This window comes from Sorangium sp. So ce176 (assembly GCF_051519835.1).
GTDB lineage: Bacteria > Myxococcota_A > Polyangia > Polyangiales > Polyangiaceae > Sorangium > Sorangium cellulosum_G.
Genome location: NZ_CP150371.1, coordinates 9776697 through 9802429, shown reverse-complemented (window position 1 = coordinate 9802429; position 25733 = coordinate 9776697). Strand labels below are relative to the sequence as shown.

The 25733-nt window shown below is 73.0% G+C and carries 21 protein-coding genes; 19 read left to right on the top strand and 2 right to left on the bottom strand.

The window, feature by feature from the left end; all coding sequences use genetic code 11:
* Positions 1–136: 136 nt before the first annotated feature.
* The 4 genes from WMF42_RS37050 to WMF42_RS37035 all read left to right on the top strand — a co-directional run bounded on the left by WMF42_RS37050 (position 137) and on the right by WMF42_RS37035 (position 5259).
* Positions 137–1426 (top strand): PAS domain-containing protein, encoded by a 1290-nt coding sequence (locus WMF42_RS37050; protein WP_061606592.1) that lies wholly within the window; start codon positions 137–139, stop codon positions 1424–1426.
* A 163-nt stretch (positions 1427–1589) separates the two neighbouring features.
* The gene (locus tag WMF42_RS37045) at positions 1590–2696 is read left to right on the top strand and encodes a PEGA domain-containing protein (RefSeq protein ID WP_437687841.1); all 1107 of its coding nucleotides are present in this window, start codon (positions 1590–1592) and stop codon (positions 2694–2696) included.
* 17 nt (positions 2697–2713) lie between these two features.
* The gene (locus WMF42_RS37040; protein ID WP_437687839.1) at positions 2714–3643 is read left to right on the top strand and encodes a formylglycine-generating enzyme family protein; all 930 of its coding nucleotides are present in this window, start codon (positions 2714–2716) and stop codon (positions 3641–3643) included.
* 74 nt (positions 3644–3717) lie between these two features.
* On the top strand, positions 3718–5259 hold the full coding sequence (locus WMF42_RS37035; RefSeq protein WP_437687837.1) for a protein kinase domain-containing protein: 1542 nt from the start codon (positions 3718–3720) through the stop codon (positions 5257–5259).
* A gap of 160 nt (positions 5260–5419) precedes the next feature.
* On the opposite strand, the gene WMF42_RS37030 is transcribed toward WMF42_RS37035, so the two are convergent.
* Positions 5420–5695 carry a hypothetical protein gene (locus WMF42_RS37030; protein ID WP_437687835.1) on the bottom strand — a complete coding sequence of 92 codons (276 nt, stop codon included), beginning with the start codon at positions 5693–5695 and terminating at the stop codon, positions 5420–5422.
* A 644-nt stretch (positions 5696–6339) separates the two neighbouring features.
* On the opposite strand from WMF42_RS37030, the gene WMF42_RS37025 reads away from it, so the two are divergent.
* Positions 6340–7251 (top strand): hypothetical protein, encoded by a 912-nt coding sequence (locus tag WMF42_RS37025; protein ID WP_437687833.1) that lies wholly within the window; start codon positions 6340–6342, stop codon positions 7249–7251.
* Between the two features lie 17 nt (positions 7252–7268).
* Here WMF42_RS37025 and WMF42_RS37020 read toward each other — a convergent pair whose 3' ends face one another.
* A complete protein-coding gene (locus WMF42_RS37020; RefSeq protein ID WP_437687831.1) occupies positions 7269–7397 on the bottom strand; it encodes a hypothetical protein in 129 nt (42 codons plus the stop codon).
* An 18-nt stretch (positions 7398–7415) separates the two neighbouring features.
* Here WMF42_RS37020 and WMF42_RS37015 point away from each other — a divergent pair, with 18 nt between their 5' ends.
* From WMF42_RS37015 to WMF42_RS36950, 14 genes are all read left to right on the top strand, one after another.
* On the top strand, positions 7416–12737 hold the full coding sequence (locus WMF42_RS37015; RefSeq protein WP_437687829.1) for a hypothetical protein: 5322 nt from the start codon (positions 7416–7418) through the stop codon (positions 12735–12737).
* Positions 12738–12893: 156 nt separating this feature from the next.
* A complete protein-coding gene (locus tag WMF42_RS37010) occupies positions 12894–13892 on the top strand; it encodes a hypothetical protein (RefSeq protein ID WP_437687827.1) in 999 nt (332 codons plus the stop codon).
* Positions 13882–15060 (top strand): alpha/beta hydrolase family esterase, encoded by a 1179-nt coding sequence (locus tag WMF42_RS37005; RefSeq protein WP_437687825.1) that lies wholly within the window; start codon positions 13882–13884, stop codon positions 15058–15060. Before WMF42_RS37010 ends, WMF42_RS37005 begins: the two co-directional genes overlap by 11 nt.
* A 557-nt stretch (positions 15061–15617) precedes the next feature.
* A complete protein-coding gene (locus WMF42_RS37000; RefSeq protein WP_437687823.1) occupies positions 15618–16289 on the top strand; it encodes a hypothetical protein in 672 nt (223 codons plus the stop codon).
* A gap of 256 nt (positions 16290–16545) precedes the next feature.
* Positions 16546–17382: a formylglycine-generating enzyme family protein gene (locus WMF42_RS36995; RefSeq protein WP_437687821.1), complete on the top strand. Its 837-nt coding sequence runs from the start codon at positions 16546–16548 to the stop codon at positions 17380–17382.
* Between the two features lie 373 nt (positions 17383–17755).
* The gene (locus WMF42_RS36990) at positions 17756–18868 is read left to right on the top strand and encodes a M23 family metallopeptidase (RefSeq protein ID WP_437687819.1); all 1113 of its coding nucleotides are present in this window, start codon (positions 17756–17758) and stop codon (positions 18866–18868) included.
* A gap of 138 nt (positions 18869–19006) precedes the next feature.
* Positions 19007–19696 (top strand): MgtC/SapB family protein, encoded by a 690-nt coding sequence (locus tag WMF42_RS36985; protein ID WP_199694493.1) that lies wholly within the window; start codon positions 19007–19009, stop codon positions 19694–19696.
* A gap of 465 nt (positions 19697–20161) precedes the next feature.
* Positions 20162–20509 carry a hypothetical protein gene (locus tag WMF42_RS36980; RefSeq protein ID WP_437687817.1) on the top strand — a complete coding sequence of 116 codons (348 nt, stop codon included), beginning with the start codon at positions 20162–20164 and terminating at the stop codon, positions 20507–20509.
* A gap of 36 nt (positions 20510–20545) precedes the next feature.
* A complete protein-coding gene (locus WMF42_RS36975) occupies positions 20546–20872 on the top strand; it encodes a hypothetical protein (RefSeq protein WP_437687815.1) in 327 nt (108 codons plus the stop codon).
* A gap of 434 nt (positions 20873–21306) precedes the next feature.
* Entirely contained in the window at positions 21307–22392 is a 1086-nt protein-coding gene (locus WMF42_RS36970) for a hypothetical protein (protein ID WP_437687813.1), read from the top strand.
* Positions 22389–22580 (top strand): hypothetical protein, encoded by a 192-nt coding sequence (locus tag WMF42_RS36965; protein ID WP_061605352.1) that lies wholly within the window; start codon positions 22389–22391, stop codon positions 22578–22580. The genes WMF42_RS36970 and WMF42_RS36965 overlap by 4 nt, the downstream gene beginning before the upstream one ends.
* An 854-nt stretch (positions 22581–23434) precedes the next feature.
* Positions 23435–23635 carry a hypothetical protein gene (locus tag WMF42_RS36960; protein WP_437687811.1) on the top strand — a complete coding sequence of 67 codons (201 nt, stop codon included), beginning with the start codon at positions 23435–23437 and terminating at the stop codon, positions 23633–23635.
* A gap of 636 nt (positions 23636–24271) precedes the next feature.
* Complete coding sequence (locus tag WMF42_RS36955) at positions 24272–25042, top strand: transposase zinc-binding domain-containing protein (protein ID WP_437687809.1); 771 nt, start codon at positions 24272–24274, stop codon at positions 25040–25042.
* A gap of 132 nt (positions 25043–25174) precedes the next feature.
* The gene (locus tag WMF42_RS36950) at positions 25175–25636 is read left to right on the top strand and encodes a hypothetical protein (protein ID WP_437687807.1); all 462 of its coding nucleotides are present in this window, start codon (positions 25175–25177) and stop codon (positions 25634–25636) included.
* The last annotated feature ends 97 nt before the right edge of the window (positions 25637–25733 follow it).

Genomic DNA, 25733 nt, shown 5'->3' with positions numbered 1-25733 from the left:
TGGCGAGCGGACGGCGCCAGCCCGACATGGGGTTTCAGGTGCTCTCAGGGGCGCGTCGGTGGGAGCCTGCCACGGTGGAAGAACATTGAGCACAGAGGTCGATGGTGTGTGGTCGCTCGCAGGAGGCCCTGAGCCGATGAACGGAGCCAGCGCGAAGAACAGGAGAGTCCTCGTCGTCGACGACACCGAGAGCATCCACAGGACGTTCCGAGACGTCCTGGCCCCCGCCGGGAGCTCCGCCGGGCTCGACGCGCTGGACGCGCTGCTCTTCGGCGGTCAGGGCGGGGCGCCTCGGGGGCCGAGCTTCGAGCTGACGTCTGCCTACCAGGGCGAGGTGGCGCTGGAGGCGGTGCGCAGGTCCGTGCAGGCCGGCGCCCCGTTCGCCGTGGCGTTCGTGGATGTCCGCATGCCGCCGGGGTGGGATGGCGTGGAGACGCTCTCTCGGCTGTGGGAGGAAGATCCTCTCCTCCAGGGCGTGATCTGCACCGCCTACTCGGATTGCTGCTGGGAAGACGTGATGGCGCGGTTCGGCCAGACCGATCGCCTGCTCATCCTCAAGAAGCCGTTCGATGTCGTCGAGGTCCGGCAGATCGCCTGTGCGCTCACGGAGAAGTGGAACCGGGAGCGCGAGCTCGAGGAGGCGGTCGCCCGGAGTTCGGCCCAGGACGAGAAGCACCGCCGGCTGATCCAGTCGCTGCCGGACATGGTGCTCCGCGTGGACAGGGACGGCAGGTGTCTCGAGGTCAAGCCGCCGCGCGGGCTCGCGCTGGCCCTCCAGCCCGGGTTCTCGCGCGACATGCCTGTCGGCGACGCCTTGCCGGACGACGTCGCGCGGCGCCTCCTCGACGACCTCCGCCGGGCCCTCGCCGACGACACGACGCAGGTCCTCGAGTACGAGCAGCCGGTGGGCGGGGAGCTTCGCCACCACGAGGCCCGGATCGTCGGGCTCGACGCGTCCGAGGCGCTGGTGTTGATCCGCGATATCACCGAGCGCCGGCGGGCCGAAGCGGCGGCTGCCGAGCAGCGGGCGCAGCAGGAGATCATCCGGGAGCAGGCGCGGGCGCTCGAGGCGCTCTCCATGCCGCTCATCCCGATCACCGACGACATCACCGTGATGCCGCTCATCGGGCACATGGATCGGCATCGGATGCGGCAGGTACAGGCCACCCTGACCGCGGGTATCGCTGCCCGGAACACCCGTGTCGCGATCGTCGACCTCACGGGCGTTCCGAGCCTGGGTCCGGACGCCGCCGACGAGATCGTCAAGCTGGCGCAGGCCGCGCGGCTGCTCGGTACGGACGTCGTCCTGACCGGGATCGGTCCCCACATCGCGCAGGAGCTCACGCGCGTTGGGCGCGATCTGGGCGGCGTGACGACGCGCCTGACGCTGCAGAGCGGTGTTGCCTTCGCGATGATGAAGCGATGAGCGCCGGGCTGCGCCCGTTCCTGCGCTCAGCACGTCAGACGGGGGAGGGGGCTCTCGCTGTCGAGCGCGGCGCGTGCGATCGTCGACAGGCTGGTCGTCCGGACGTTTTTGTGTAGAGTTCCCCCGCGCGCCCCCCGGGCTCGCCGCAGCGGAACGAGCACCCATGGTGGAATCGACAACGAGCCCGCTCGGGAAACACCTCCCTCGCGCGGCGCCGCGCATTCACCTCGCCGGCGCCCGCCGCGGCGCTGCTCCCAGGCCGGGCATGCGCGCCGCGCTCGCGCTCGCGGCGGGGGCGGCGATCGCGCTCGGCGGCGCGGCGGCGCGCGCGCAGCAGCCCGCTCGCGACCCGGTGGCCGCAGAGGCGCTCTTCAAGGCCGCGCGCGCGCTGGTCGACAAGGGGGATCACGCGGCGGGGTGCCCGAAGTTCGAGGCCAGCCTCGCGCTGAACCCCTCCGCGAGCACCATGATCAACATCGCGCGGTGCCACGAGCACGAGGGCAAGCTCGCGACCGCCTGGCACGATTACCATCGGGCCCTCGTCCTGAACCGCGAGACGGCGGGGGAGCAGCGGCGGCGTGGCCTCGAGGAGCTCGCGCAGAAGGGGATCGCGGCGCTCGAGCCGCGCTTGCCGAAGCTCCGTATCGTGCTCGAGGGCGCGCCCCCCGGCGTCGAGGTCCAGCGCGACGGCACGCCGCTCCCGGCGGCGGCGCTGGGCGAGCCGCTGCCGATCGATCCGGGCCCGCACGAGATCCGCGCCAGCGCCCCCGGGCACCAGGCGGAGACCCGCTCGGTCACGCTGAAGGAGGGCGAGACGGCGACGGTCGAGCTCACGTTGCGGCCGGCGGCCGCGGCGCCCTCCGCGAGCGCGCCGGTGGCGGCGGCGGACACGAACGAAGCATCGAGCGGGCGCGTCCCGACCTGGGCGTGGATCTCGGGGGCCGCCGGCATCGCCCTTGTCGGCGCGTCGGTCGGGTTCCTTGTCGACGACCTGTCGGCGATCGGCGCCTTGCGAGAGAACTGCCGCGAGGCCCCGGGCGGGACGTACTGCAACCCCGGATACGACGTCGCGGCCGACAACGCGCGCAAGAACCGCGATCTGCCGCTCTTCATCGGCCTCGGCGGCGCAGGGCTCGTCGCGCTCGGGGTGGCGACCTTCGGGATCCTGCGGGCGGGCAGCGAGGATCGGGCCGCGCCGGCGCAGGCGGCCGTCGTGGCGCCCTGGATCGCGCCTTCCGTCGCCGGCGCCAGCATCTCCGGGAGCTTCTGATGCGCACAGGTGATCGCGTGTCCCTGCATTCCCTCGGAGCGCTCGCCGCGCTCGCGCTCGTGCCGGCGTTCGGGGGTGCGTGCATCCCCGACGTCGAGCCGGACGTCTTCTCGCTGCCGCGCTGCGATCAGGTGGCGCCGACCTGCGGCCCGGCGTCCAATGAGAGCTGCTGCGCGGCGGGGGAGGTGGTGGGCGGCACGTTCAATCGCCTCAACAATGCGGCATATCCGGCGACGGTCGCCGATTTTCACCTCGATCGCTTCGAGGTCACCGTGGGTCGGTTCCGGCAGTTCGTCGCGAGCTATCCGGCGATCAAGCCGGTGGCGGGCGCGGGCGCGCACCCGCGCATCGACGGCAGCGGCTGGGACCCGGCCTGGGATGCCGAGCTGCCCGCGAGCCGGGACGAGCTGGTGGATGAGCTCCAGTGCGACGAGAACTTCAGGACGTGGACCGACGAGCCGTCCGGCAATGAAACGGCGCCCATCAACTGTGTGAGCTGGTATGTAGCGTTCGCCTTCTGCGCCTGGGACGGCGGCCGGCTGCCCACGGACGCCGAGTGGAACTACGCGGCCGCCGGCGGGAACGAGCACCGCGAGTACCCCTGGGGAGCCGCGGCCCCGAGCGACGATCTGGCCGTGTTCGGCTGCGAGACAACGACCACTGTGTGCCCGGTCCCGAGCGTCGGTTCGCGATCGCCTGCCGGCGACGGCAAGTGGAAGCAGGCCGATCTGGCCGGCAGCCTGTATGAGTGGGTCTTCGATTACCACAACGAGCCCGTCCCGCCCTGCGACAACTGTGCGTCCCTGATCGAGGGGGAGTTCGGCAGGGCGGCCCACGGCGGAGCGTTCTCCCACGGTGAAGAGACGCTGAGCACGACCGAGCGTATCGGCGAGCAGCCCGAGCTGCGGTATTCCTTCTTCGGATTCCGCTGCGCGCGCGACGAGTAGAGGCGGACGAGTTTGTCCCTGGGGGTCCGCCTCGCCGGTGGACCGGGCACGCCGCCTCCACTATGCTCTCCCCCGTGCTCGAGATCGCGCCAGGCATCACCATTGCAGGCCGTTACAGCGTCGAGCGCGAGCTGGCGCGGGGCGCCATGGGCAGCGTGTGGGTGGGCCGGCACCTGCAGCTCGGCGTCGATATCGCGATCAAGTTCATGGCGCCGCAATTCGCCACGTCCGCCGAGCTGCGGGCGCGCTTCGAGCGCGAGGCGAGGGCCGCGGCCGTGCTCAAGAGCGCGCACGCCGTGCAGATCTACGATTACGGCATCGAGCACGAGACGCCCTACATCGTGATGGAGCTGCTCGAGGGCGAGGACCTCGCGGCGCGCCTCGCGCGCGAGCGGCGCCTCGGGCTCCCGATCACGCTGGCCATTCTCGATCACGTCGGCAGGGCGCTGCGCCGGGCGCACGAGCTCGGCCTGGTCCACCGCGATCTCAAGCCCAGCAACCTCTTCCTCTCGCTCCAGGACGGCGAGCTGGTCGCCAAGGTCGTCGACTTCGGCGTCGCGAAGGTGACCGCCGTCGAGAGCGCCGGGGCGACGCGCACGGGGTCGCTGCTCGGCTCGCCGAGCTACATGAGCCCGGAGCAGGTGCGGAGCAGCAGCAAGGTCGATCACCGCTCCGACCTCTGGTCTCTCGGGGTGATCGCGTTCCAGTGCGTCACCGGCCAGCTCCCCTTTCCGGGTCAGGAGCTCGGCGATGTGCTCGTCGAGATTTGCACGGCGCCCATCCCGCTCCCCTCGCAGGTGGCGCCCGGCCTCGGCCTGGAGGTGGACGCCTTCTTCCACCGAGCGCTCGAGCGGGATCCGGCGCGGCGGTTCCAGAGCGCGACCGAGCTCGTCGAGGCCTTCGCGGCGCTGCCCGGGGCGCGCGATCCCGGGGCGGGCGCGCCGTGGGGCGCTGTGCATGCAGCCGCGGCGCAGCCGGTGGCCGCGGGGGAGACGGCGAGGATCTCGGCGACGGAGGCGGCGAGGATCGCCGCAAGAGAGGCGGGTGGGGTGTCGGCGACGGAGCCGGAGCCGGCGAGGATCTCGGCGACGGAGCCGGCGCCGGCGAGGATCTCGGCGACGGAGCCGGCGATCGCCCCGGCTGCTCTGCCCCAACCAACAGCCACATTTTCCCCCTCGTCGCAGACCCAGGCCGATGTGCCGCCGCCACAGAAGCGAGGGCGCACAGGGATCGTGATCGGGGCGGCGGTGGGGCTCGCGGTGGTGATCGGTGGGGTCCTGCTCTTGCTCTCTGCGCTCTCCGGCCCCGGGGACGTTGTCGAAGCGGTGGCACCGGCGGCGAGCGTCAGCGGAGCGGCGCCGGCGGCGAGCGTCGGTGGAGCGGCGCCGGCGGCGAGCGTCGGCGGAGCAGGGCCGGCGGCGTCGTCGGCCGAAGCGGTTCCTGCTGAATCAGCACCGGAGCGCGGCGCGGCGCCATTGCCCGATGCGGGGGCGTCCGCGGATGCGCCGCAGAGCCATTCGGCTCCGCCCACGGCGCCTTCCAGAACTCGCGCTCCGGGGAAGTCCGGCGGCAAAGCTCCCTCGAACAAGCGCGATGATCTCCTGAACGAGATGTGACTCCGCCGTGGATACTGGCGTTGCGCCAGGAGTGCGCGTCCGATGGGCGTGGCGTGCGCGGCGACAGTCCGAGCTCGGCTGCGGGGGCGCAGCAGCAAGCGCGTGATCCGGGGGCCAGGCCGCCCCCGATGGCGGAGTTACACGTGGAGCCTTTCAAGAACTACGCTGAACATGAGGGAGAAGGGGAAGTCTCGCCGCGCAGCGCCTGCAGCCGCTCTTCGACGTCGATGTACGAGAAGTACCCGGGGTTCTTGTCCTTGAGCTGCCCCTCGATTTCCTGACGCCGAAGGTCGTCCCCTGCCTCGAACGCGGCTTTTCGTTCCTCGATCAGCCGGGAGATCTCCTCGCCGAACGGCTGCGCGCCGTCGAACGCGGGGGAGAGCACGATCTCCTCCACCGGCTTGTTCGCATAGAGATCTGTGGCGTCGTCGACCACGCAGGTCCTTCGCCCCCGATCGTAACGGCAGACGAATACCCTCGCGCCCGGGACCGATCCGACGAGGAAGGGCGAGTGCGTCGTGGCGATGATCTGAAGGTAAAGATGAGCTCGGTCGCCGCGGCGTTGCGCTGGATGCCTCTCATGGCATCTCGCAGGAAGAGCTTCGGCTCCTGTCGTGTAAGTTGATTGATTGTGTATGTGTCCGCGGGTAGCGCAGAGCGCCAGAAATCTACTACCCCGTTCGGGCATTCTTGTCCCTGCTCGACTTTCGGTGGAAGAGTAGAGATGTCTTTGCGGATGTCGCCGAAATTGAACGTACCAGGCTGTGTCTCCGTCGCCTTGAGCACCTTCTGGCGCCCCTCGACGACCAGGGTGGCCTCCATCAGAAACGGCGTTCCGTTTCGCCAGATCGCGCGCGGGCTCCCCCCGTAGGGATGCACGGACAGCCCCCGGATCGGATCCAGCAGGATCGTCTTCCCGGTCCCGTTCTCCCCGGTGGTGATCGCCACGGGGACCGGAGCGTCGGATGCTTGGAGGAACCCATCCGCGGCCGCCAGCGAGCCGCCGATCCCACCGGACGGCGAATCCGTGACCAGGCCTCCGGCGCGCCCGGAATCCACTGCATGCGACCCAGATACCCCGTGCAAGCTCCAGAGCTCCTCGTCTCTCCTACCGATCCCGGACCGACCCCGGCTCCCGCGCCTGACCAGCCCGATCCCGCCCCCGCGCCGGCCACAGCGCCTCCGCCTCCGCCGGACGCCACGTCGCCGGACATCCCGGCCAGCCGCCCCGACCTCGACCCCGACCAGCGCGGACCCTTTCGCGCCGGTCCGATCCGGCCAGGCGACCCGGTCGACCTGTCGCACGGGCACCCGATCGCCTGCCTGCCCCTCGGTGGACGCGCCTCGGCCGCCCTCCTCCTCGGCGGCGCCGTCGTCGCGTGGGATCCCGCCGTCTCCGAGGCCTCCGTCGGTCCAGACGACACCTCCGCGCCGGGGCTGCTGCGCGCGCCGCACGTGGCCGTGGGCAACGCGCCCGACGCCCCGGGCCGGGTGCCGGGCGCGCCGGCGCTGGCCATCGCGTACGCCGACGTCGGCGAAGACGAGGTGCGCCTCGCCCGGAACATCGACGACCTGCTCGGCGAAGGCACGCGCTGGGTCTGGGTCGTGCGCCTCGCTGCGCCGCGGCACGTCGAGGTGCACGCGCCCGGAGCGCCGCGACGGCGCGCGCTCCCGGGAGAGCCGCTGCACGCGCCCGGCGTGCTGCAGAACCCTGTGCAGGTCGAGGCGCTCTACGATCGCGCAGCGGCGCAGCGGGCCGTCCTCACCAACCTGCTCCAGCGCGAAGGGCACTCGAGCCTCGAATCCCTCCGCGACAGAGCGCTCCGCGAGGGACGCAACGAGGGCCTCCAGCAGGCCGTACGGGACGTGTGCGACGTGCTCGATCTAGCGCTCTCGCCCGAGGACGATGCGTCGCTCGTCGAGATGGACGGGACGGCGCTCGCCGCGGTCCTCGAGCGGCTGAAGCGCGAGCGGCGCTGGCCGCTCCCGTAAGCGCTGGCGATCCGCCCCTACAGCGGCTGCGGCGCGCCCCGCCCTCGCGAGGAATGCGGCGCGCCATCGCCGATCGCGCGCTTGCGCTCGCTACCGGAAATCGGATAGCCCGATAGCTCACGGCGCACGGGGCGCAGGATGGCCATGGGAGAAGGGTAATCGCCGTGGATGTCGACGCCTTCGCCGCGTCCGCTGCCCGCCGCGCGCTGCTCGGCGCGGCGCTCGCGCTCGCCCTCGGCGTGACCCCGGGCCTGCCGGGCGCGCGCGAGGCCAGCGCCGCAGAGCCGCTCGCCTGGGTGGCCCCCGACAGCGCGCGGGTCATCGCGTGGCGCCACGGCGCGCAGCAGGGCGCGCCCGCGCCGGGCGGGACGCCGAGCGCGAGCGCCGCGCCCCTCGCGGCCGACCCGACCCGGCCCGTCGCGCTCACAGCGGAGCAGCTCCTCCTCGTGCCGGTGGAGCCCGGCGATCGGCTCGAGGTGCGCGGCGATGTCGCGGGCATCGGCCTCGGCTCCGGCGTCGGCGACGCGCCCGACGTGATCACCTGGATGCCGCTGCCGCCGCTCAAGGCGGGCGCGCGCGACGTCGCGGTGCCGGCCTGGTCCAGCGCGCGCTTCGTCGCCGTGCGCGCGGCCGTCCCGCGCGGCGCCGAGAGCTCGCCGGTCGCCGTGCGGGTCGCCGCGCGGGAGAGCGCGCCGCTCGCCTGGTACCGCCTCGACGAGGACGTCGCCGCGTGGCTCGGCGGCCGCGCGCCCGCGCCGGCCACAGCGCCGGCCGAGGCGGGCGCGCTGCTCCGCTGGGTCGACGCCGCGCGCGCCGCGCTGTCTGCGCAGGGCGCCGCGGGCGCGGCGCCTGGGCCGGGCGCCGCGGGCCCGCCCTCGAGACAAGGCAGCGCGAGCGCTCCCCCCGCGCCGCCCGCCGCGCGCCTCGAGCCCGCCGCGGCCGCGTGGCTCACCGCGCGCTACCTCGAGGAGTCGCTGCTCCTCCGGCCGCTCGTCGAGCCGTATTTCACCCAGCGCGCGGTCGAGCTGCGCGGCGGCCGCGAGGGCCCCGACCTCCCGGCCGTCGAGCGCGCCACGCCCTGGCGATCGGTCGCGGCCGGGGCGCGGCTCGGCCTCCGCGCGCCCGGCGCCGACGTGCTGCGCATCGCCCTCCGGCCGCGCGCCTACGGGGCCACGCGCGTCGTGGTCCGCGCCGGCGGCGCCGTCGTCCGGGAGATCGCCTGGCGCACCGGGCCGCGGCTCGCGGACGCCGCGCGCTGGCGCGAGGCGCGCTGGATCCGGGTGCCGCTCCCTGTCGACGCGCGCGAGGCGACCGTCGACGTCGTCGAGGGAGAGCTCGCCGTCGCCGCCGGCGGCTACCGGCAGCGCGCCGGCGTCGCCGAGCTCGTCGCGCCGCAGCGCGACCGCGCCGCGCTGCTCGACAGCGCGGCGCAGCGCGAGCCCGCCGGCGACCGCGCGCACGGCGCGCCCGCCCACGCCGACGCGCCGCGGCTCCTCGCCGCCGCGGACCGCGCCGCCGCCCCCGCGGCCGCGAAGGCCGCGCTCGACCTCGCCGCGCGGCCGGCCGTGCCGCCGCCGCTCCGGGCGCTCGTCCTCGCCGAGTCGGTGCGCTGGGCGCCGTCCCCCGGCGTCGCGTTCGCGCGCGCAGCGCAGGCCTACGCGGCGGCGCAGGGCGGGCCGGCCGCGAGCGCCGCGCCCCTCCAGCGGGCCGCCCTCACGCGGCTCGCCGCCGCGCACGCCGATCCCGGCGCCGCGGCCGCGCCCTGGTCCGCGCCCGCGTCGGCGCCGCCGCGCGAGCCCGCCGCGCCGCCGCGCGGGCCCGCCGGCGGCCGCGCGCACCCCGACGACGTCGCCGCGGTGTCCGCGCTCGGCGCGGCCCTGTCGCCGCCTGTCGACGGCCGCCGGCCGGTCGGGGCGCCGCTCGCGGAGCGGTACGCGCTCGGCCACGGCGACGTCGAGAGCGCGGCGCCCCTCGCGCGGATCGCCTGGGCGCGCGAGGCCCCCTGGGACGCGCTCGACATCCCCGACGGCGTGACCGGGTGGAGCTCGGTCTCGCCGCCGCGCGATGAGCCGCCGGCCCCGGCCGGCAGCGCAGCCCAGCGCGGCGCCGCGGGCGCGCTGTGCGACATGGACGCGGCGTCCGGGCTCCGCTGGACGCTCCTCGACGCCCCGCGCGCGGAGCTCACCGTCGAGGCGCCGCCGGGCGCCCACGCGCGGGTGCTCCTCCGGAGCGCCTCGAGCGAGGTGGTCCCCGAGTCGTCGGTGCTCATCGACGGCGCGCCGGCGGCGGTGCACGGCGGCGCCGGGCTCACGTCGGTCGTCGCCGTGGCGCCCGGCCCGCGCACCTTCGAGCGCGCGGCGGGCGCCCCGCCGGTGCTGGCGCGCGTCCCGCGCAGCGGGCGCGCGCCGTGCGCGTCGCTGCGCGAGATCATGCAGTGGGCCTGGGTCGACGGCGCCGTGACCTTCGCGCTCCCCGACCCCGAGCGCGCCACGGTGGCGCGCGTCGTCCTCGCGCCGCCCGCGGTGCTGGGCGAGGCCGCGCGCGCGCCGGAGGCCTCCGGCGGCGCGGCGAGCGCTCCCCGGCCCTCGGGCGCGCCGCCCGCCGCGCGCGTGCTCCGCGTGCGCGCCGGCGCCGCCGTCCACGAGGCCTGGGTGACAGCGGGCGCCACGGGGTCGATCGAGATCCCGGTCCCCGCCGGCGCAGGCGAGCTGCGCGTCGAGACCTCCGCGCCGGCGCTGCTCCGCGCCGCCGTGCGGCTCCACCCCGCCGCGCCCGCCGCGCCGCGCGTCGTCACGCCGGCGCGCCCGCCGTCCGGCGCGCCCGTCGACGGCACGCTCGATCGGATCCGGGGCGCCACGCGCGCCCTCCGCGCCGCGCCCGCGCCGGACCGCGCGGCGCTGCGCGCGCAGCGGGCCGCCGCGCTCGAGGCCCTCGGCTTCCCCGCGCTCGCCTCGCTCGACCGCGCCGCCGAGGACGACGCCGACGGGGCCGGGCAGCTCCCCGGCGCGTCGGGCGCGGGCGCGCCGCCGTCGACGGTCTTCTCGCTGCCGCCGGGCAGCCCGCCGGTGGTCCCGCTCGGCCTGTCCGCGCGCGTGCCGCCGCTGCCGCTGCCCGAGGACCGCGCGCCCCTCTCCAGCGCGCGCGCGGCCCGCGTCGCCGGCGACCCGCGCGGCGGCGTCGCGCTGCTCGCCGGCCCGGCGGGCGACAGCGCGGGCGCGGACGCGCTCCTGCTCGGCCTCCTCGCCGAGCGCGCCGGCGATGTGCGGATCGCCGCCGACGCCTTCACCCGGATCGGGCTCGCCCACCGCTCCGCCGCGGCGCTCGCCCGCGCCGCGAACCTCGCCACCGACGTGGCTGCCGCCGCCGCGACGCCCGACCGGCTGCTCACCCTGCGCGCCCTCGCGCTCGCCGAGCTCGCCGTGCAGACGGCCGACAGGGAGGCTGCCGGCGGCGGCCAGGGCGCCGCGCCGGCTTCTCCCGCGCCGGCGTCTCCCTCGGGCAGCGCGCCCGCCGGGCCCGCGTCGCCGGTCCAGCTCCCGCCGGCGGCCCTCGCGCGGCTCGCGCCGGTGACAGGCTGGGACGTGCCGCCGCGCGCCGACGCCACGGCCGGCTCGGCGACGCTCGAGATCCGGGCCAGGGCCGACCGCGACCTGCCGCTCCGCGTGCGCGTGCGCCGCGCGCTCGTCGACGCGCCGGAGCCGGCGCTCCTCATCACCGACGGCGCGCGCGCCGAGTTCCGGCTCGACCGCGCCGCGCCGGGCGCCATCGTGCTCGACGGCGTCTGCCGGTCGCTCGATCGCGACGAGACCCCCTGCGCGTTCTCCGTCGCGCTCGACGGCGCCCTTGTCGCGTGCTCCGCCGCGGCCGCGCCCATGGCCGACCGCTGCGTCGTGCAGGTGCCGCGGGGCAAGCACCGCGTCGAGGTGCGGCCTCCGGCGGACCAGAGCGTCCTCGGCTGGATCCGCGCGACCGCCGCCGGCTCGGCGCAGCCGTTCTCGGGCCGCGTCCTCTCGACCTGGCACGACATCGATCCTGCCCGCCCCCTGGAGCTCGCGTTCGTCGGTCCGACCGTGGTGCGCATCCGCGCCCGCGCCGCCTACGAGTGCGCCGCGCCAGCGAGCGGCGACGACGCCGCCTGCCGCCCCGAGATCACCGCCGCCACGCCCGCCGGCCTGCTGCGCTACGCCGTGTCCCCGCTCGACGGCGCGCCCGCCGCCGGCGCGCCCGCCGCGGTGGACGAGGGGACCCTCGCGCTCGACACCGCCGAGGACCCCGCCGCGCGCCGCCTCGGCGTCACGCGCGAGCCGTTCTTCTGGCTCGGCGGCGAGGTCGAGGCCCGCGTCGCCGTCCTCCCGGAGGGCCCCCACGTGCTGCGCGTCGCCTCGCCCGCCGGCAGGGCGCTGCTCCGCGTCGAGCTCGCCGTCGCCACGGGCGCGCCGCGCCCGCGCGTGCCGCCGCCCGCGCCGCCGCCGCCCGCGCCCCTCGCGCCGGCGGACGAGCCGCGCCGGCCCGCGCCCCCGGTGGGCGAGGACCCGGACGCGGGCCCGCTCTCTGTCGGCGCGTACGCGCGCCTCGTCGACAGCGAGCTCACCGAGGAGGACCTCCGCCTGCCGCTCCGCTTCCTCGAGCTCGGCGTCGACGTGCACCGCGAGCTCATCGAGCGGCGCGCCTGGATCTCCGCCGCGGGGTTCGGGCGGCTGCGCGACGGGCCGGAGAGCTTCGGCGCCGAGGCGCGCTTCGACCTGAGCTCGCGCGGCTGGGTCCCCGGCGCGGCGCTGAGCGGCCGCGTCGTGTTCCAGCCGGGCGCCTCCGACGCCGTGGGCGGCAGGGCGAGCGCGAGCGCGTTCTGGTCGATCCCCCTCGGCGAGCTCACGCTCTCGCCGTGGGCGGGCTTCACGTACCTCGCTGTCGACGAGTCGCTCCGCGGCCTCTCCGGCGCCGACAAGGACATCTTCACGCCGTACGCCGACGAGCACCGCACCCAGGCCTCGCTCGGCGCGCGCCTGCGGCACCGTCCGTTCGTCGACGCCCTCGTCACGGCGGGCACGTCGCTGCGGCTCAGCCCGGTGCCGTCGACGCTCGACCGCGTCGACGCGACGCTCGACCTCGACCTGCTCCCGGGCCGGGGCCTCTGGCCGTGGATCCAGCTCGGCTGGCTCGCGAGCTACCGGCCCGAGAACGAGACGCGCGACGAGGCCTTCCTGCGCAACGCGTTCACCGCGGGGCTCACGTTCTGGAGCTGGCTCTCGCGCGGACACCGCGTCTCGCTCGGCGCGGAAGGCACGTTCCTGTTCGACATCCCGAGCCCGTCCCAGACCTCTCCGCGCCTCTCGGCGCTGCTCTTCGCCCGCTACGACTTCACCGCCGGCCGCGGCCTCCGCGACTTCCCGCCGCACGCGACGCCGTTCCGCGACCGGCAGGAGGAGGGGAGCGGGATGATCGAGCGCGAGCGGCCCGCGGTCGAGCCCTCCTGGGAAGACCCGTGAGGCAGGCTGCCCAGTGGGCGTCGGCGCCCTCCGGGCCACCATGACCCGCCGCGCTGTGCCCCCTCCCATGCACGGGGGGCGTCAGGGTTGTCACTCCCCCGCTGCCCCGCGCCCAGGTACGCTGGGCCCGAGCTGCGAGGTTTCTCGTCGAGACGTATGACGGTTGAGCTGATCCAGGCCATTGTCCGCCAGACGACCGTCCTCATCGCTCAACTGGCGACCTCGGGGGGGTTGCGTGCCCCGCTGGCCCAGCTCGCGGATCAGGTGTTCCAGGACCTCGTGACCGAGCTGGAGCGGCAGGGGGTCAGCCGCAAGGTGGGCGCCGACATGTTCGGCATGGGGCTCCGGAGCTACCAGCGCCGGGTCCGGCGGATCACCGAGAGCTCGGTCGAGCGCCGCCGCTCCCTCTGGGAGGCCGTGCTGCACCACATCCGCCGCCGGGGGATCACGCCGCGGGCCGAGATCCTGAGGGCGTTCGCCGACGAGGATGATGTCCTGCTCCGCGGGGTGCTCTTCGACCTGTGCGAGAGCCGCCTGATCTTCCAGGCGGGGCAGGGGGCTCAGGTGGTGTACCGCGCGGTGTCCGACGAGGAGCTCGGCGCGCTCCGCGCGCTTCGCTCCGGCGAGGGCGTGGACGAGCTGGTCTGGGCGATCGTCTACCGGGAAGGCCCGCTCACGCGCGACGAGCTGCTGCAGCGCACGCACGCCGAGCGCCTGGAGCTCGACAGCGCCCTGGCGCGCCTGGTGGAATCGAGGCGCGTCGAGCGGACCGGAGAAGGCGCCGGGGCGACGTACAGCGCGGCGAGCCTGTACGTGCTGCTGGGCTCGCCCGTGGGCTGGGAGGCGGCGATCTTCGATCACTATCAGGCGATGGTGAAGACCATCCTGTGCCGGTTGCGCGAGGATCGCACTGCGCCCGGCCTCGCCGACCGCGTCGGCGGGAGCACCTATACCCTCGACGTGTGGCCCGGCCATCCGTACGAGCAGCAGGCGTGCGAGACGCTGGGGCGCCTGCGCGCCGAGCTGGTCGCGCTGCGCGAGCAGGTCGAGGCGTTCAACGCGGCGCACGAGGCGCCGGACAGGTACACGCAGGTCGTGCTGTACATCGGACAGTGCTTGATCCAGCAGGACCTCGGGGGCGGCGATGAGGGCTAGGGGGATCGCGGCGGCGTGCCTCGTCGCGAGCGTGACGGGCGCGGTGCTCCTGGCCTCGGCCTGCAGGGGCGTGGGCCCTCAGACAGGGAGCGAGACCAACTTCCTCAGGAGCTGCGATGCGAGCTGCGGGGACGGCCTCGCCTGCCTCTGCGGCGTCTGCACGCGCGCCTGCTCGGTCGCGGACGAGTGCTCGGCGCTCGCCTCCGGCGCCGTGTGCGTGGCCGTGGCGGCGCGGCCCGCCGGGTCGGCCTGCGCCGCGGCCGACAGCGCCGCGTTCTGCGATCTCTCCTGCAGCGGCGACGCCGACTGCGCGCCGCTCGGCGCGCCGTTCGTCTGCCAGGACGGCTTCTGCCGGGCGCCCGCCGGCGACACGGCGATCTGCCCGGCCACCACCCTGGCTGTCGGCGACAACGAACGCACGGTGACGGTCGGGGACACGACCCGCAGCTACGTCGTTCGCCTCCCCGCGAGCTACACGGGCTTGGGCCCCATGCCGCTGGTCCTCGATTTCCACACGCTCGGCGGGACCTCGGCGGGCGAGGCCGATGCCTCGGGGTACCGCGAGCTCGCCGAGCAGGAAGGGTTCCTCGTCGCGTGGCCGCAGGGCATCGACGGCGCGTGGAACGTCGGTCCGTGTTGCACGACGTCACGCGACGTCGACGACGTGGGGTTCGCGCGCGCCCTGGTGCAGCAAGTCCAGGCGGAGGCGTGCGTCGACGTCAAGCGCGTCTACGCCGTGGGCGTCGCGAACGGCGGCGGGATGGCCTACCACCTGGCCTGCAACGCGGCCGACCTCGTCGCCGGGGTCGCCCCCAGCGCCTTCGACCTCCTCGTCGAATCGGAGCAGCCCTGCCAGCCGGTGCGGCCGGTGACCGAGATCTCCTTCCGGGGGACCGCGGACGTGCTCGTACCCTACGAGGGGGGGTCGCAGCAGGCGCCGAACGGCGCCAGCATCACCTTCCTCGGCGCCGTCGGCACCTTCGAGCGGTGGGCCGAGCTGAACGAGTGCACGGGGACCCCGAGCGCGGAGGACAGCGACGGCTGCTCGACCTACTCGGGCTGCGCGAGCGGCGCGGAGGTGACGCTGTGCACGGCGCAGGGCGGCGGCACGGCCTGGGGGAGCCCCGAGATCGGGTGGGCCACGCTGAAGCGGCACGCGCTGCCGTGAGCGCGCGCTCCGTGTCCGCTCGGTAGTACCGCGCCCCCCGAGGGCGCCCCCGATCACCGATCACTTCTGCACCTGGACGCGGAGGAACAGCGCATTCCTCGGGTCATGCCGAACGAATATCCTCGGCGACGCTCCCCCCGGAGAAGCGGGCATCGCGATGGCTCTCGAGGTCGACGAGGGGGGATGACAGATCTGTCCAAGGGGGGCGACGACGATCTCACCGTCTATTCGCGCGGGTCGCAGCGGCAATAGAAGGAGGACGGTCGGACGCGAGATGAGCGTCCCCGCAGGCGTTGACCAACGCCCCTTGACAGAAGGTGACGACGATGAGCTCTACTGTTCTTTCCTGCCGATCGGTGGCCCGCTGCGCTCTTGGGATAGCCGCGCTCTGCCTCGCAGCTTGCAGTTCAGAAAGTGATCCGGTCGACGGTTCGGGGGCGGGAGGCGCCGCAACCGGAGGGACGACGGGCGCCAGCGGTCCCGCGACCGGCAGTTCGTCCAGTGGCGGGACGGGTGCTGGAGGCGCCGGCGCCAGCGGAGCGAGCTCGGGAGGAGCCGTGAGCGGCGGCACCGGCGGCAGCCCCGGCACCGGCGGAGGTGGCACGGGCGGCGCAGGCGCGGGCGGCGATCCCGGAACCGGTGGTGGGGGTGACGGCCTGCCTCCGACAGGGGAGAACTCGGTCGCGTACACGGGCTGCTCGATGGCCAACAACATCGGCACTGGCTACAAGCGTGTTGGCGGCAAGATCATGTGGAACGCGGACGGTTATCAGACGGGGGCCATGGTGGTCCAGAACTGGACCAATCCCAACAGCTCTTCCTGGCAGCTCTTCGACCGGAAGATGGAGTCGATTGGAGGGAGAGACGTCGTCAAGGCCATCATGGTCCAGATCTGCATCTTGTCCCAGCGGGCGACCGATAAAGAGCTCCGCGACATGGTCAGCGCGGCGCGCCAGCACGTCAACCCGGGCACGCATATCTACATCGTGGGGCAGCCGGTCTACAATGCAGGGCACGATTGCTTCATCGCGGGGGCCGGCGGCGCCGATTGGACTGACATGAAGGCACAGGAGCTGGCCAGCGACCCGACCGTCAACGAGAACATGAGCTACCTCGGGAAGTTCATCCTCGACAATGACGCGGGCGAGGTCAGCGACGGCTGCCACGCCAGCAGCCCGAAGGGCGAGGACGTGCTGGGAGAGCAGGCAAAGGCGTTCTTCGGGGGCTGATCGGAGCACAGGACCAACGAAACCGAGCTGCGATGTCGACGGGCGCGCGCCACGCGTAGGGGCGCGCGCCCCGGTGGCGAGGACCCGTGGTGAAGAAGGTCGATGAATGAGGCACTTGCGCGCCGTGCACTGCGTCTGGGCGACGGCTGTGGCCGCTTTGTCGTTGTTCGCGTGCGACCCTGCGGGCAAGGAATCAGACCCCGATGGACCGATCGGTACGGGCACCTGGGATGGAACGGCGCCGAGCTGCGCCGGGTTGCCGGCGACCTGCGGGCCATCGGGGAACGAGGACTGCTGCAAGAGCTTGCTGGTCCCCGGCGGAACGTTCGCTCGAAGCTACGACGGCGTGGACTACCTGGACCGGACCTACCCGGCGACGGTGAGCGACTTCTACCTCGACAAGTACGAGATCACGGTGGGACGGTTCCGGGCGTTCGTCAACGCGGGCATGGGCACGCAGGCCAGCCCGCCTGGGGATGGCACGGGCGCTCATCCAAGGATCCCAGGCTCTGGCTGGAGCTCAGCGTGGAACACCAGGTTGCCCCCGGACACGGCTGCACTGAAGAGCACCCTGAGCTGCTTTGTCCATCAGAGCTGGACGGACACGGCGGGGAGCAACGAAGATAGGCCGATCAACTGCCTGGACTGGTACACGGCGTTCGCGTTCTGTGCGTGGGACGGGGGACGGCTGGCGACAGAGGCGGAGTGGAACTACGCGGCCTCCGGGGGCAGCGAGCACAGGTACTATCCGTGGTCGAAGCCAGCGACCTCCACGACGATCGATGACAGCTACGCTGTCTATTGCGGCGGCACCTGCAGCCTGCAGAACGTCGGATCGAGATCGCCAAGAGGCGACGGGAAGTGGGGGCAGTCCGACCTGGGCGGGAACGCGTGGGAGTGGACGCTGGACTGGGACCCGGTCCAGTACCCGATGCCATGCCATGACTGTGCCGCTGTGACAGCAGGCTCCTACAGGGCTTTCCGGAGCGGCAGCAACGACGAGCTCGCCCCGACCCTGCGGTCAGCCACCCGCCACGTCTACTACCCCGAGCACCGAGGCAACATCGGGTCGCGTTGCGCCAGAACCTCTTAGCTCTACCCCCTCTGCCCTCGGGGACGAGATGGCGGCCCGCGTCGTTCACGATGCAACTGGCCGACTGCTCGGTATGACGCCAGCGCCGGAGCGGCGAGCAAGCTTGGACCGAGCGTCGAGCGCGCCGCTCGCGGAGAGCAGGCCTTTCGCGGTTACCCGCGCCGCGGAGTCCTCGCGCATGGATTTCTACGACGAGGTGGCGAAGCCCTGGTGTGCCCGGAGGAGAACTGCCGCGCCAGCGATGCGTCCGCGAGGGGGGGCCGCCGGGCGGCCGGGGTTGACGCGAGCGACGCTCGCGCATAGCGTCCGCGTGTCTCGTGCTCCCGTCACTGCCGTCAAGGCTCGCCGGCGCCATACAGCAAGGTGATCTCTGATGCCCGGTGGAAGACCCAAGCCACCCGAGCCCACTTCCGACGGCTGGTCGCCCCGCACCGAGGCCTCGGTGTGGATCGGGCTCGGGTTGCTCGGCATCGGGGTCGTGTGGTTCGCGGTGCGCGCCATCGAGATCGACAGGTCGCTCGACGCCGCGAGCCGGCAGCTCGCGAGCGCCGGGCCTCCGGGCGCGCCGCCGCCGCCCGCGCCCGCTCCCGACGCGGGCGCAGAACCGCACCTCGCGCTGGCCTGGACCGAGGGAGCCCCGCGCGAGCCGGCGGAGCCGCTGGCGAGCGTGCGGCGGGAAGCCGAGGAGCTGCTCGCGCGGCGCCTCCCTCACGGGCTCCGTCGCGGGGCGGTGATCCGCGCCGTGGCCGAGGCCGCCACGGCGCCGAGGCAGCCGCGTGTTCTGGCGCTCGACGTGCGGGCGGCCGGGCGGCCGGAGGCCCGCTTGTACCGGTTCGACGACAACGCCACGGGGCGGATGGTCGACGAAGACGGACGCGAGCCGGTGCCGAGCCCGTGGCAGGCGCCGCTCGCCACCCTGCGTCGGACGTCGCCGTTCAACCCCAAGCGGATGCACCCCATCCTGCACCGCGTGACGCCGCACGAGGGCACGGACTACGGCGCGCCGTCGGGAACCCCTGTCTATGCCGCGCTCGAGGGCACCGTCTCCTGGGTGGGGCCCCATGGTGGTCACGGCAAGTGGGTCGCGATCCAGCACGACAACGGCGTCGAGACGGGCTACGCGCACCTCTCGAGGTACGCGGCGGGCCTGAAGCGCGGGGACCACGTGGCGACCCATCAGCTCGTCGGCTACGTGGGGTCGACCGGGCGGTCGACGGGGCCGCACCTTCACTTCAGCGCGCGCCGCAACGGCGCCTACTTCGACGCGGAGACGCTGCTCGCGACGCGCCTGCGGGAGCTCCCCGCCGATCAGCGCGAGGCGTTCCTCGCCGAGAAGGGTGAGCTCGACCGCGAGCTCGACGGCATCGGGGATCCTCTCCCCGCCGCGCCGCGGCCCGGCGGCGCGGACGCGCCGGCGTCGCCGGCGAACGATTCGGTGTCGCAGCCGCGCGCGGCCGCGTCGGGCGCCCGGCGCCAGCGGCGGTGACGGCCGGCGAGGCCGCCCGGCGGCCTTGTCTCCCCCTGCGCGTCGGCGAGCCCTACGTGCGGGGACGCGTCCGGCGACGACGCGCGCGGGCGCAAGCGCGCCGCAAGCCTCGGCCACCCTCGGGAGGTGCAAGCACAGATGGACACAATGCACGTCGACCTGTTGATCCGGATCGCCGCGGGCGCGGCGCTCGGGGGCGTCATCGGATACGAGCGCGATCGCCACGGCCGCCAGGTCGGGCTCCGGACGCACCTGCTCGTCGCGATGGCCGCGGCGACGTTCATGGTCATCTCGGTGAAGTTCGTCTACTTCCAGCATTACGGAAAGGAGGATCTGGTCTCCGTTGACCCCTCGCGCATCGCCGCGTCGATCGTCGCCGGCATCGGCTTCCTCGCCGGCGGCTCCATCCTGCGCACCGGGACCACGGTCCAGGGCATCACGACGGCGGCGGGCCTGTGGCTCGTGACGGCGATCGGCATGTGCTCGGGCGCGGCGATGTACGTCGAGGCCGTCGTCGTCACGCTCCTCGGCGTGCTCGCGCTCACGGCGCTCCGCCGCTTCGAGGACAAGGACGACCGCAGCACCCGGCGACGGATCGCCCTCGTCCTCGGCGAGGAGTCGGCCGGCGTGGCTGACATCATGAAGGCGCTCGAAGCGCTCGGGGCCGTCGTCTCGGACATGGATTACGAGCGCCGCCTCGACGACAAGCGGCGCGTCAACGTGACGCTCGACGCGAGGATCCCGAACACGATCGGCGTGGAGACGCTGATTGACCAGCTCGCAAAGCAGCCCGGGGTCCGGCGAGTCCACGTCCAGGCGCCCACGTGACGGAAGCCGCTCTGCGCACGGCCCGCGCACCTCGCCCGCCGTGTCGCCGAGAGCGCGCGCCGGATGGCGCGACGCGGGGGCGCGCAGCGTGGCCGTACGGTGGGACCGGTGATGCCGAGAGCCCTTGTTCCTGGCGGGACGGTTCCGCGGGATCGAACCGTCGCGAACCGTCGCTTTCCCCGGAGCTTCAGGGCGACATGACGACGGATCGCTCCCCCTCGGAAGGCATGGACCCAACCCGGGCCCACTTATCAAGCCCAGGGTCCGGGGAGATCGCCGTGACCGATCCGCCGCCTCGCGCCGCCGTGGTCGCATCGCTCGCCGGCACCCTGTGCCGCGCCGTCGCCCTCGGGGATGAGGTGGCGGCCCGGGTCGTTCACGGGGTGATCGGTCGGCAGCGAGCTGACCGCGGACCGCATCGGTCTGCTAGCTTGCCAGGACCTGGACGCCGCTGTTCGGACATTCATGGCGCTATCCACCGGAAAGCCTGCGCCAACGTTCGCCGGCCACGAGCAAGCGTACCTTGCAAAGTGCAAGGAGCACGCGGAGCAGCTTCTCAGGCAGAAAAACCGCGGAGAAGGCGACACGCACCCAGAAGTGGACGTGCGCGTCTTCGCGCTTTCCGCGTTCGCCGAGAGCGACGTGTATGCTGCGCTCACCGGCCGCGGTGCCGGATCCCGCCGCCTCGTCGACATAGACCGTATCCTTGAACGTCTCACCGGACCTTCAGAGAGCGCACGCGATGAAGGGCTTCCCCGAATGCCACCATCACTGGTCGAAAAGGCCGAAGAAGAGTTCAGCTCGGCAAAGTAACGTGTTGCGGCTGCGCTTCGAACGGGTTTCACCGACTTGCGCAATGCCGCGACGGGTTTCATGGGCGATGCGACGCGGCGCTGTGGTCGGGACGTTGTTGAGGAGCGCCCGCCTTGCCGTTCCGAGCATGGAACGATCGCGGACTCCACGCTGCTACCAGACCCCTACCTGGATGATCTGGAACGGCGGTTCACCGATTTGAAGCGTCGCTTCGACCACGACGCGGTTTCCGGTGCTTCACAGAAACAAGCACCGGAGCCTGGAAGCGGCCACGTAGAAGACCTTGAAAGGCAGTTCGCCGAGCTGGAGGCTCGAATGGCCGCCCGCGGCTGTTCTGAGGAGCCAAATGGAGATTCAGATTGAATCGCGCGGACCATACGACGGCGGAAATGTCGAACATGCCAATGCAGCTGGCAAGCGTGCTCGGTGGCAGAAGGTTCTCTATGCGATCCGACACCCCCTGGAGAAGCGACGCTCTATCAACAACTTATCCATGCATCGACGATGAGGCACCCTTCACTCCAGAGCCTGCGGGGGGAGGGGGGCGGCGGAGACGCGTGCGCGAGCACGGCGAAGGCCAGGAGCGTGGCGACGAGGAGCAGGCGCCGGGAGAGGCGGGGCATGGGAGAAGCCCCCCGACGAAATAGCACCACGGTCACGCGCTCGTCGACTGCATCTTCACAAGCACGCGAGGCCCAGCGTCGTCGCCTCGACGAGCTCGCCATGCCCGCGGGCGAACGTCTCGCGAAGCGGTCGACGCGCGCTCCCTGAGCCACGCCGAGTGCTAAGGTCAACCGGTGCTCGCCCTCGTCCTCCCCACTCTTGCTGCCCTCGTCTTCATCGTCAGCCTATTTTCTTTTTCTAGGGCCTGCGTCCAGCTCCGGCGGAGCAAACAGAAGCTAGGGGACGCGCTCCGCGCCCGCGGCCTCGCCGTTACCGGCGAGCTCGATTTGCCGCCGCCGCAGAATCACCTCGTCGCGCTCTCCTTGACACGCTCCGACGGCGTGTCCGCGCAGACGCCGGCCGATCTCGCCATCGGCGGCACCACGCTCCTCACCGCCCCGATGCTCTTTCGTGCCGTCGTCGTGAGCGCTCCGCTCGCGGTGCCCGATCAGGTCGTCTGCGATCGCGCCCTCGCGCAGCCGGTGTTCGGGGCGTTCCCGCCGCACCCGGCGTTCACCAGCGATACGCGCTTCGACGCGCGCTTCGGCGTGTTTCCCGCGCCGTCGTCCTCCGCGTCCGGGTCGCCGAGCTACCGCGACCAGGCTGGCCATCTCCTCGCGTGGGCTACGCCGGCCGTTCTCGCGAACCTCGATCGTTTATCCTTCGTCGCGCTCCACGTGCGCGACGGCCATGCCCGGCTCGCCTTCGCGCCCACCTCGGCCGACGGTCTCGCCGCCGCCATCTCAGTGGCCGATCAGCTCCGGGCCAACGTCGCCCACCGCTCGGTCACCACGCCCGCCGTGCCCGTCCCCGTCGGCCGGAGCGGCGCGACCCACGCCCTCGTCACGGGCCTCGCCTTCGTCCCCATCATGATGTTGACCCTCGTCATATCCGCCGCCAGCAGCAGCATGACGTTCCAAGACGCGACCGAGCGCGCCACGTTCACGCTGGGCGCGAACGAGATCGCCTGCCCCGACGGCGGCATCTACTCGGCGGGACCCGGCTACCGCAAACAGCACCGCACCCACTACTGCTACCAGCCGAACGGCCAGAAGACGCCGGCCCAAACGGGCTTGCTCTGGGTGTGGACGTGGGGCTCCTCGACTGCCCTCGGCGTGGGCTTCCTGCTCTTCGCCAGCGCGTTCCACCGCTCAAGCCGCGCGGGTAGGCTGAAGAGCGCCGCCGAGAACGTGGCGGCGCTGCCTCGACAAGTCGCTTGAGCTTCGTCGTCGCCGGCGGCGGCGTCGTTATCGGCGTGGCCGTCCCATGGTTGATCTGCAAGCTCAACCACCTCCTGCTCAAACGCACCGGGGAGGAGCCAGCGATTCAGATCCTGGCCAGCCTGCTCATTCCGTTCGCCGTATACCCCGCAGGCTGTGGAGTGACAGCGGCCCCCTGGATGGGATGAGGCATCATAGGAACGTGGCGTCCGCAAGGTCGATCCTGCTGGTTCCCGCACCTGCCTACCGTGGCCGCGCAACCGGACACGTCGGAGGAACTCCGCCGTCGTCCGGCGAGGGTGGCACCGCGCTCGCGCGCCTCCCGGCGCTTCGCCCCGCTGAGCGGGCGCCTGCGGCGGCCTGGATCCGCGCTGCGCGCGGTGCCTGCACGGTAGCGTGGGCGACGGCGGAGGGGCGCTCCGCTGGGGGCTCGAGCTCGGGGCAGGAGGGAGGGCAACACGAGGTCGGCTGCCGTGAGGAGCTGTCGGCCGCGCGATCTCATGCGATGGCAGCATGGCGCTCTCCCTCCGCCTTTGGGAACCTTGGGTTTGGCAGACAAGGACCCAGAAAGGAGAGCGCCGATGAAGAGATACATCGGATTGGACGTGCATGCCACCAGGGCGCTCCTCGCGCCGCGGCTCGAACCTATGCACCACCGATCGATCCTGATCGTCGCCGCGGTATGCCTCATCGCCTCGTGCGCCAGCCCCCGAGCGAGCGCGCCTGTGCAGAGCGCAGCAGCGGCCAGCTCGCCCCAAGCGACGCCCGACGCGGGCGCGTCCGCGAGCACCGAACCCGCGACCACCCCCGCCCGCCGCGCTGCCCCCAGGCATGTGGACCTCCTGCCCCGCTGGGCCACACCGGAGCCGCCCTCGGCGGCGAAACAGGCACAAGCTATGGAAATTGCTAATGTTTCCTGCGGTTGCTCGTTATCGACCGGTTTTTCTGGCGGGACGAATCCGTGGGGGCGAACCGTCGCGATCCGTCGCATCGCCAGGGATTCTGGGAGGGCGTGACGACGGATCGCACCCCCTCAGGAGGCATGGACCCAACCCCGGCCCAGCCGCCGAGCCCTGGGCCCGGAGAGCTCGCGACGGTCGATCGATCGCCTCGATCCGCCGTGGTTGCGTCGCTCGCCGGCACGCTGAGCCGAGCCGTCGCCCTCGGGGACGCGGAGGCAGCCTGGGTCGTGCACGAGGCGATCGGTCGGCTGCTCGGGCTGCCGCTGGCACCGGAGCGGTGAGCAAGCTTGGGCCGAACGTCGAGCCCGCCGCTCGCGTCGACTCGCTGGCGGAGCCTTGCCGCTCGCCAGTGCCCGCAGGCTCACCTGGGATCGCCCACGCGCGGCGGTTGCGTGCTGAAGCGCCCCGGAGGCATCCGGAAAGTGATGCCGGCAAGCACCAGGCCTGTGCCGGGAGGCAAGCGCGGCGCCGCGCGCAGGCGACGACCCTCTCTCGCCGCGATGCTGCATGGCGACGCCATGGCGGAACTGCGGACGCCGCGGGGAGCGGTGGGAAAACGAGTGGCGAAGCGGCTCCTGCATGCTGGCACGAAGGCGGCACGCGCACCACGCCTCGGCGCTAGAGAGCGCAGATTCAAGCACGTGCCTGGCACGCTGCTCATCCATGGTCCCAATGAGAGGCATGACCATCACCTGCTCGGTGATCGGGATCATCGCGTGGACAGCTCCGCTAGCCGGCTCTGCTGCACCCGGATGATCTCCTCCTGCAACGCTGCCCGCTCGCGCTCTGCGTTCTCGCGCGCCGACATATCGAGCGCGAGCCGGGTGCTCGGCGAGCGCCTCCGCCGCCGCGGCAGCGCGCGTCGCGGCCCGCCGCCCCCCGGCCCGCCGCTCCGCCATGGGCGATAGCCCGGCGGGTTGTCGAAATTCGCGGCGAAAACGCGCCGTCACCGCGTGGCGTGCGGCGTGCGGTGTCGGCGCCGTGTGGCCAGCGCGGCTCGCACCACGGGCGTCGTCTACGAGCGCCGTCGCCCCGAGAAGACGACGCTCTACGAGATCGTGCGCGACAACGTGGAGACGCTGTACGGGGCCATCGACGACGGCGCCATCGCCGTCCGGATACCCAAGCACGCGAAGAAGGAGCTCAAAGCCTACCTCGACTGCGGGCTGCTCTGCCGCGGGTTCGCGCGGCTCCGGTGCGAGCGCTGCGAAGAGAGTCGGCTGGTGGCCTTCAGCTGTAAAGGACGCGGTTTCTGCCCGTCGTGTCTGGGCCGACGCATGTGTGCCACGGCGGTGAACCTGATCGAGGACGTCCTGCCCGAGGTGGCGCACCGTCCGTGGGGGGTGACGTCTCCGTTTCCGTGGCGGCGCAGGCTCGCCCAGGACGGGGCGTTGTTCGGCGTGCTGACCCGCATCTTCGTCGAGAGCGTGGAGCGGTTCTACGAAGAGCGCGCCGCGCGCCGAGGCGCGTGCGGCGCGGTGACCGACGTGCAACGCACGTCCGGCGACATGCGGCTCAATCCGCATCTGCACGTGGTCTTCCTCGACGGGGCTTATCACGAAGACGGCATCCACCTTGCTCTTGAACTGAATGCCGTCAGGGATCTGCGCTTCGCGCCGGCGACTTGGATCGTTGGCACACTCCCAACGCGGCGATCGGCTCAACGCTCTTGCGTTCCAGATCGCTGAGAAGCCCCAGCGTGTAGCTCGCAAACGCCTCCCGGCGCTTGGGACGACCGAGGACCGTGCCAATGCCGTCAATGTACTGCTGAAGCCGCTCCTCCGCAGCGGCGTCCATGATGTATTCCATAGTCCACCGCGATGCCCGCGGCCTGCATCGTCGTGATGACGCTCGTGATCCTCGGCGGCCCCGGCTTCCCGGTGCACGACGAGCTCCTGCGCCGGGCCAGGCTGCGGCTCCGGGGCGAGCGCCCGCCGCGGCTGTCGCTGCACAGCCGGGTCGTGCTGATCACGACCGCGGTGCTGCTCGCGGTCGGGGCCGCGGGCTTCCTGGCGCTCGAACGAGGAGCGCGTGGGTATCGGGTGAGCGCGGCGCCGGTCCGGGTCGCGGCGCGTCCGCCGCGGAGGCGCGGTGAGGCGGCGCCGGCGATGGACGCGCCGCGGGCCCGCCCCGCGGCAGGGCTCCGCGCGAGGGATGTCTCGGTACGGTCGGGGCCGGGGCGGACGCTCGACAGCCCCTCTCGGCGACCTCTGAAGATCGGCGATGTTCGATTCATGAAACCCGTACGATCGGCAATCGGGACATCGTCGATCACCACCTGATTACGAGTGCTCCCGACGCCTCGTTCGCGGCGGGCTCCGTCGCGGTGTGCGAGCCCGGCGCGGTCGTCGCGGGCCACGCGGGCCAGGACTGCCGGCC

Bases quoted from the DNA above. Each gene is read 5' to 3' on its own strand.
- WMF42_RS37050 (WP_061606592.1), top strand. From the start codon at position 137: ATGAACGGAGCCAGCGCGAAGAACAGGAGAGTCCTCGTCGTCGACGAC.
- WMF42_RS37045 (WP_437687841.1), top strand. From the start codon at position 1,590: ATGGTGGAATCGACAACGAGCCCGCTCGGGAAACACCTCCCTCGCGCG.
- WMF42_RS37020 (WP_437687831.1), bottom strand. From the start codon at position 7,397: ATGGCCATCCTGCGCCCCGTGCGCCGTGAGCTATCGGGCTATCCGATT.
- WMF42_RS37010 (WP_437687827.1), top strand. From the start codon at position 12,894: ATGACGGTTGAGCTGATCCAGGCCATTGTCCGCCAGACGACCGTCCTC.
- WMF42_RS37005 (WP_437687825.1), top strand. From the start codon at position 13,882: ATGAGGGCTAGGGGGATCGCGGCGGCGTGCCTCGTCGCGAGCGTGACG.
- WMF42_RS36990 (WP_437687819.1), top strand. From the start codon at position 17,756: ATGCCCGGTGGAAGACCCAAGCCACCCGAGCCCACTTCCGACGGCTGG.
- WMF42_RS36985 (WP_199694493.1), top strand. From the start codon at position 19,007: ATGGACACAATGCACGTCGACCTGTTGATCCGGATCGCCGCGGGCGCG.
- WMF42_RS36980 (WP_437687817.1), top strand. From the start codon at position 20,162: ATGGCGCTATCCACCGGAAAGCCTGCGCCAACGTTCGCCGGCCACGAG.
- WMF42_RS36960 (WP_437687811.1), top strand. From the start codon at position 23,435: ATGGACCCAACCCCGGCCCAGCCGCCGAGCCCTGGGCCCGGAGAGCTC.
- WMF42_RS36950 (WP_437687807.1), top strand. From the start codon at position 25,175: ATGCCCGCGGCCTGCATCGTCGTGATGACGCTCGTGATCCTCGGCGGC.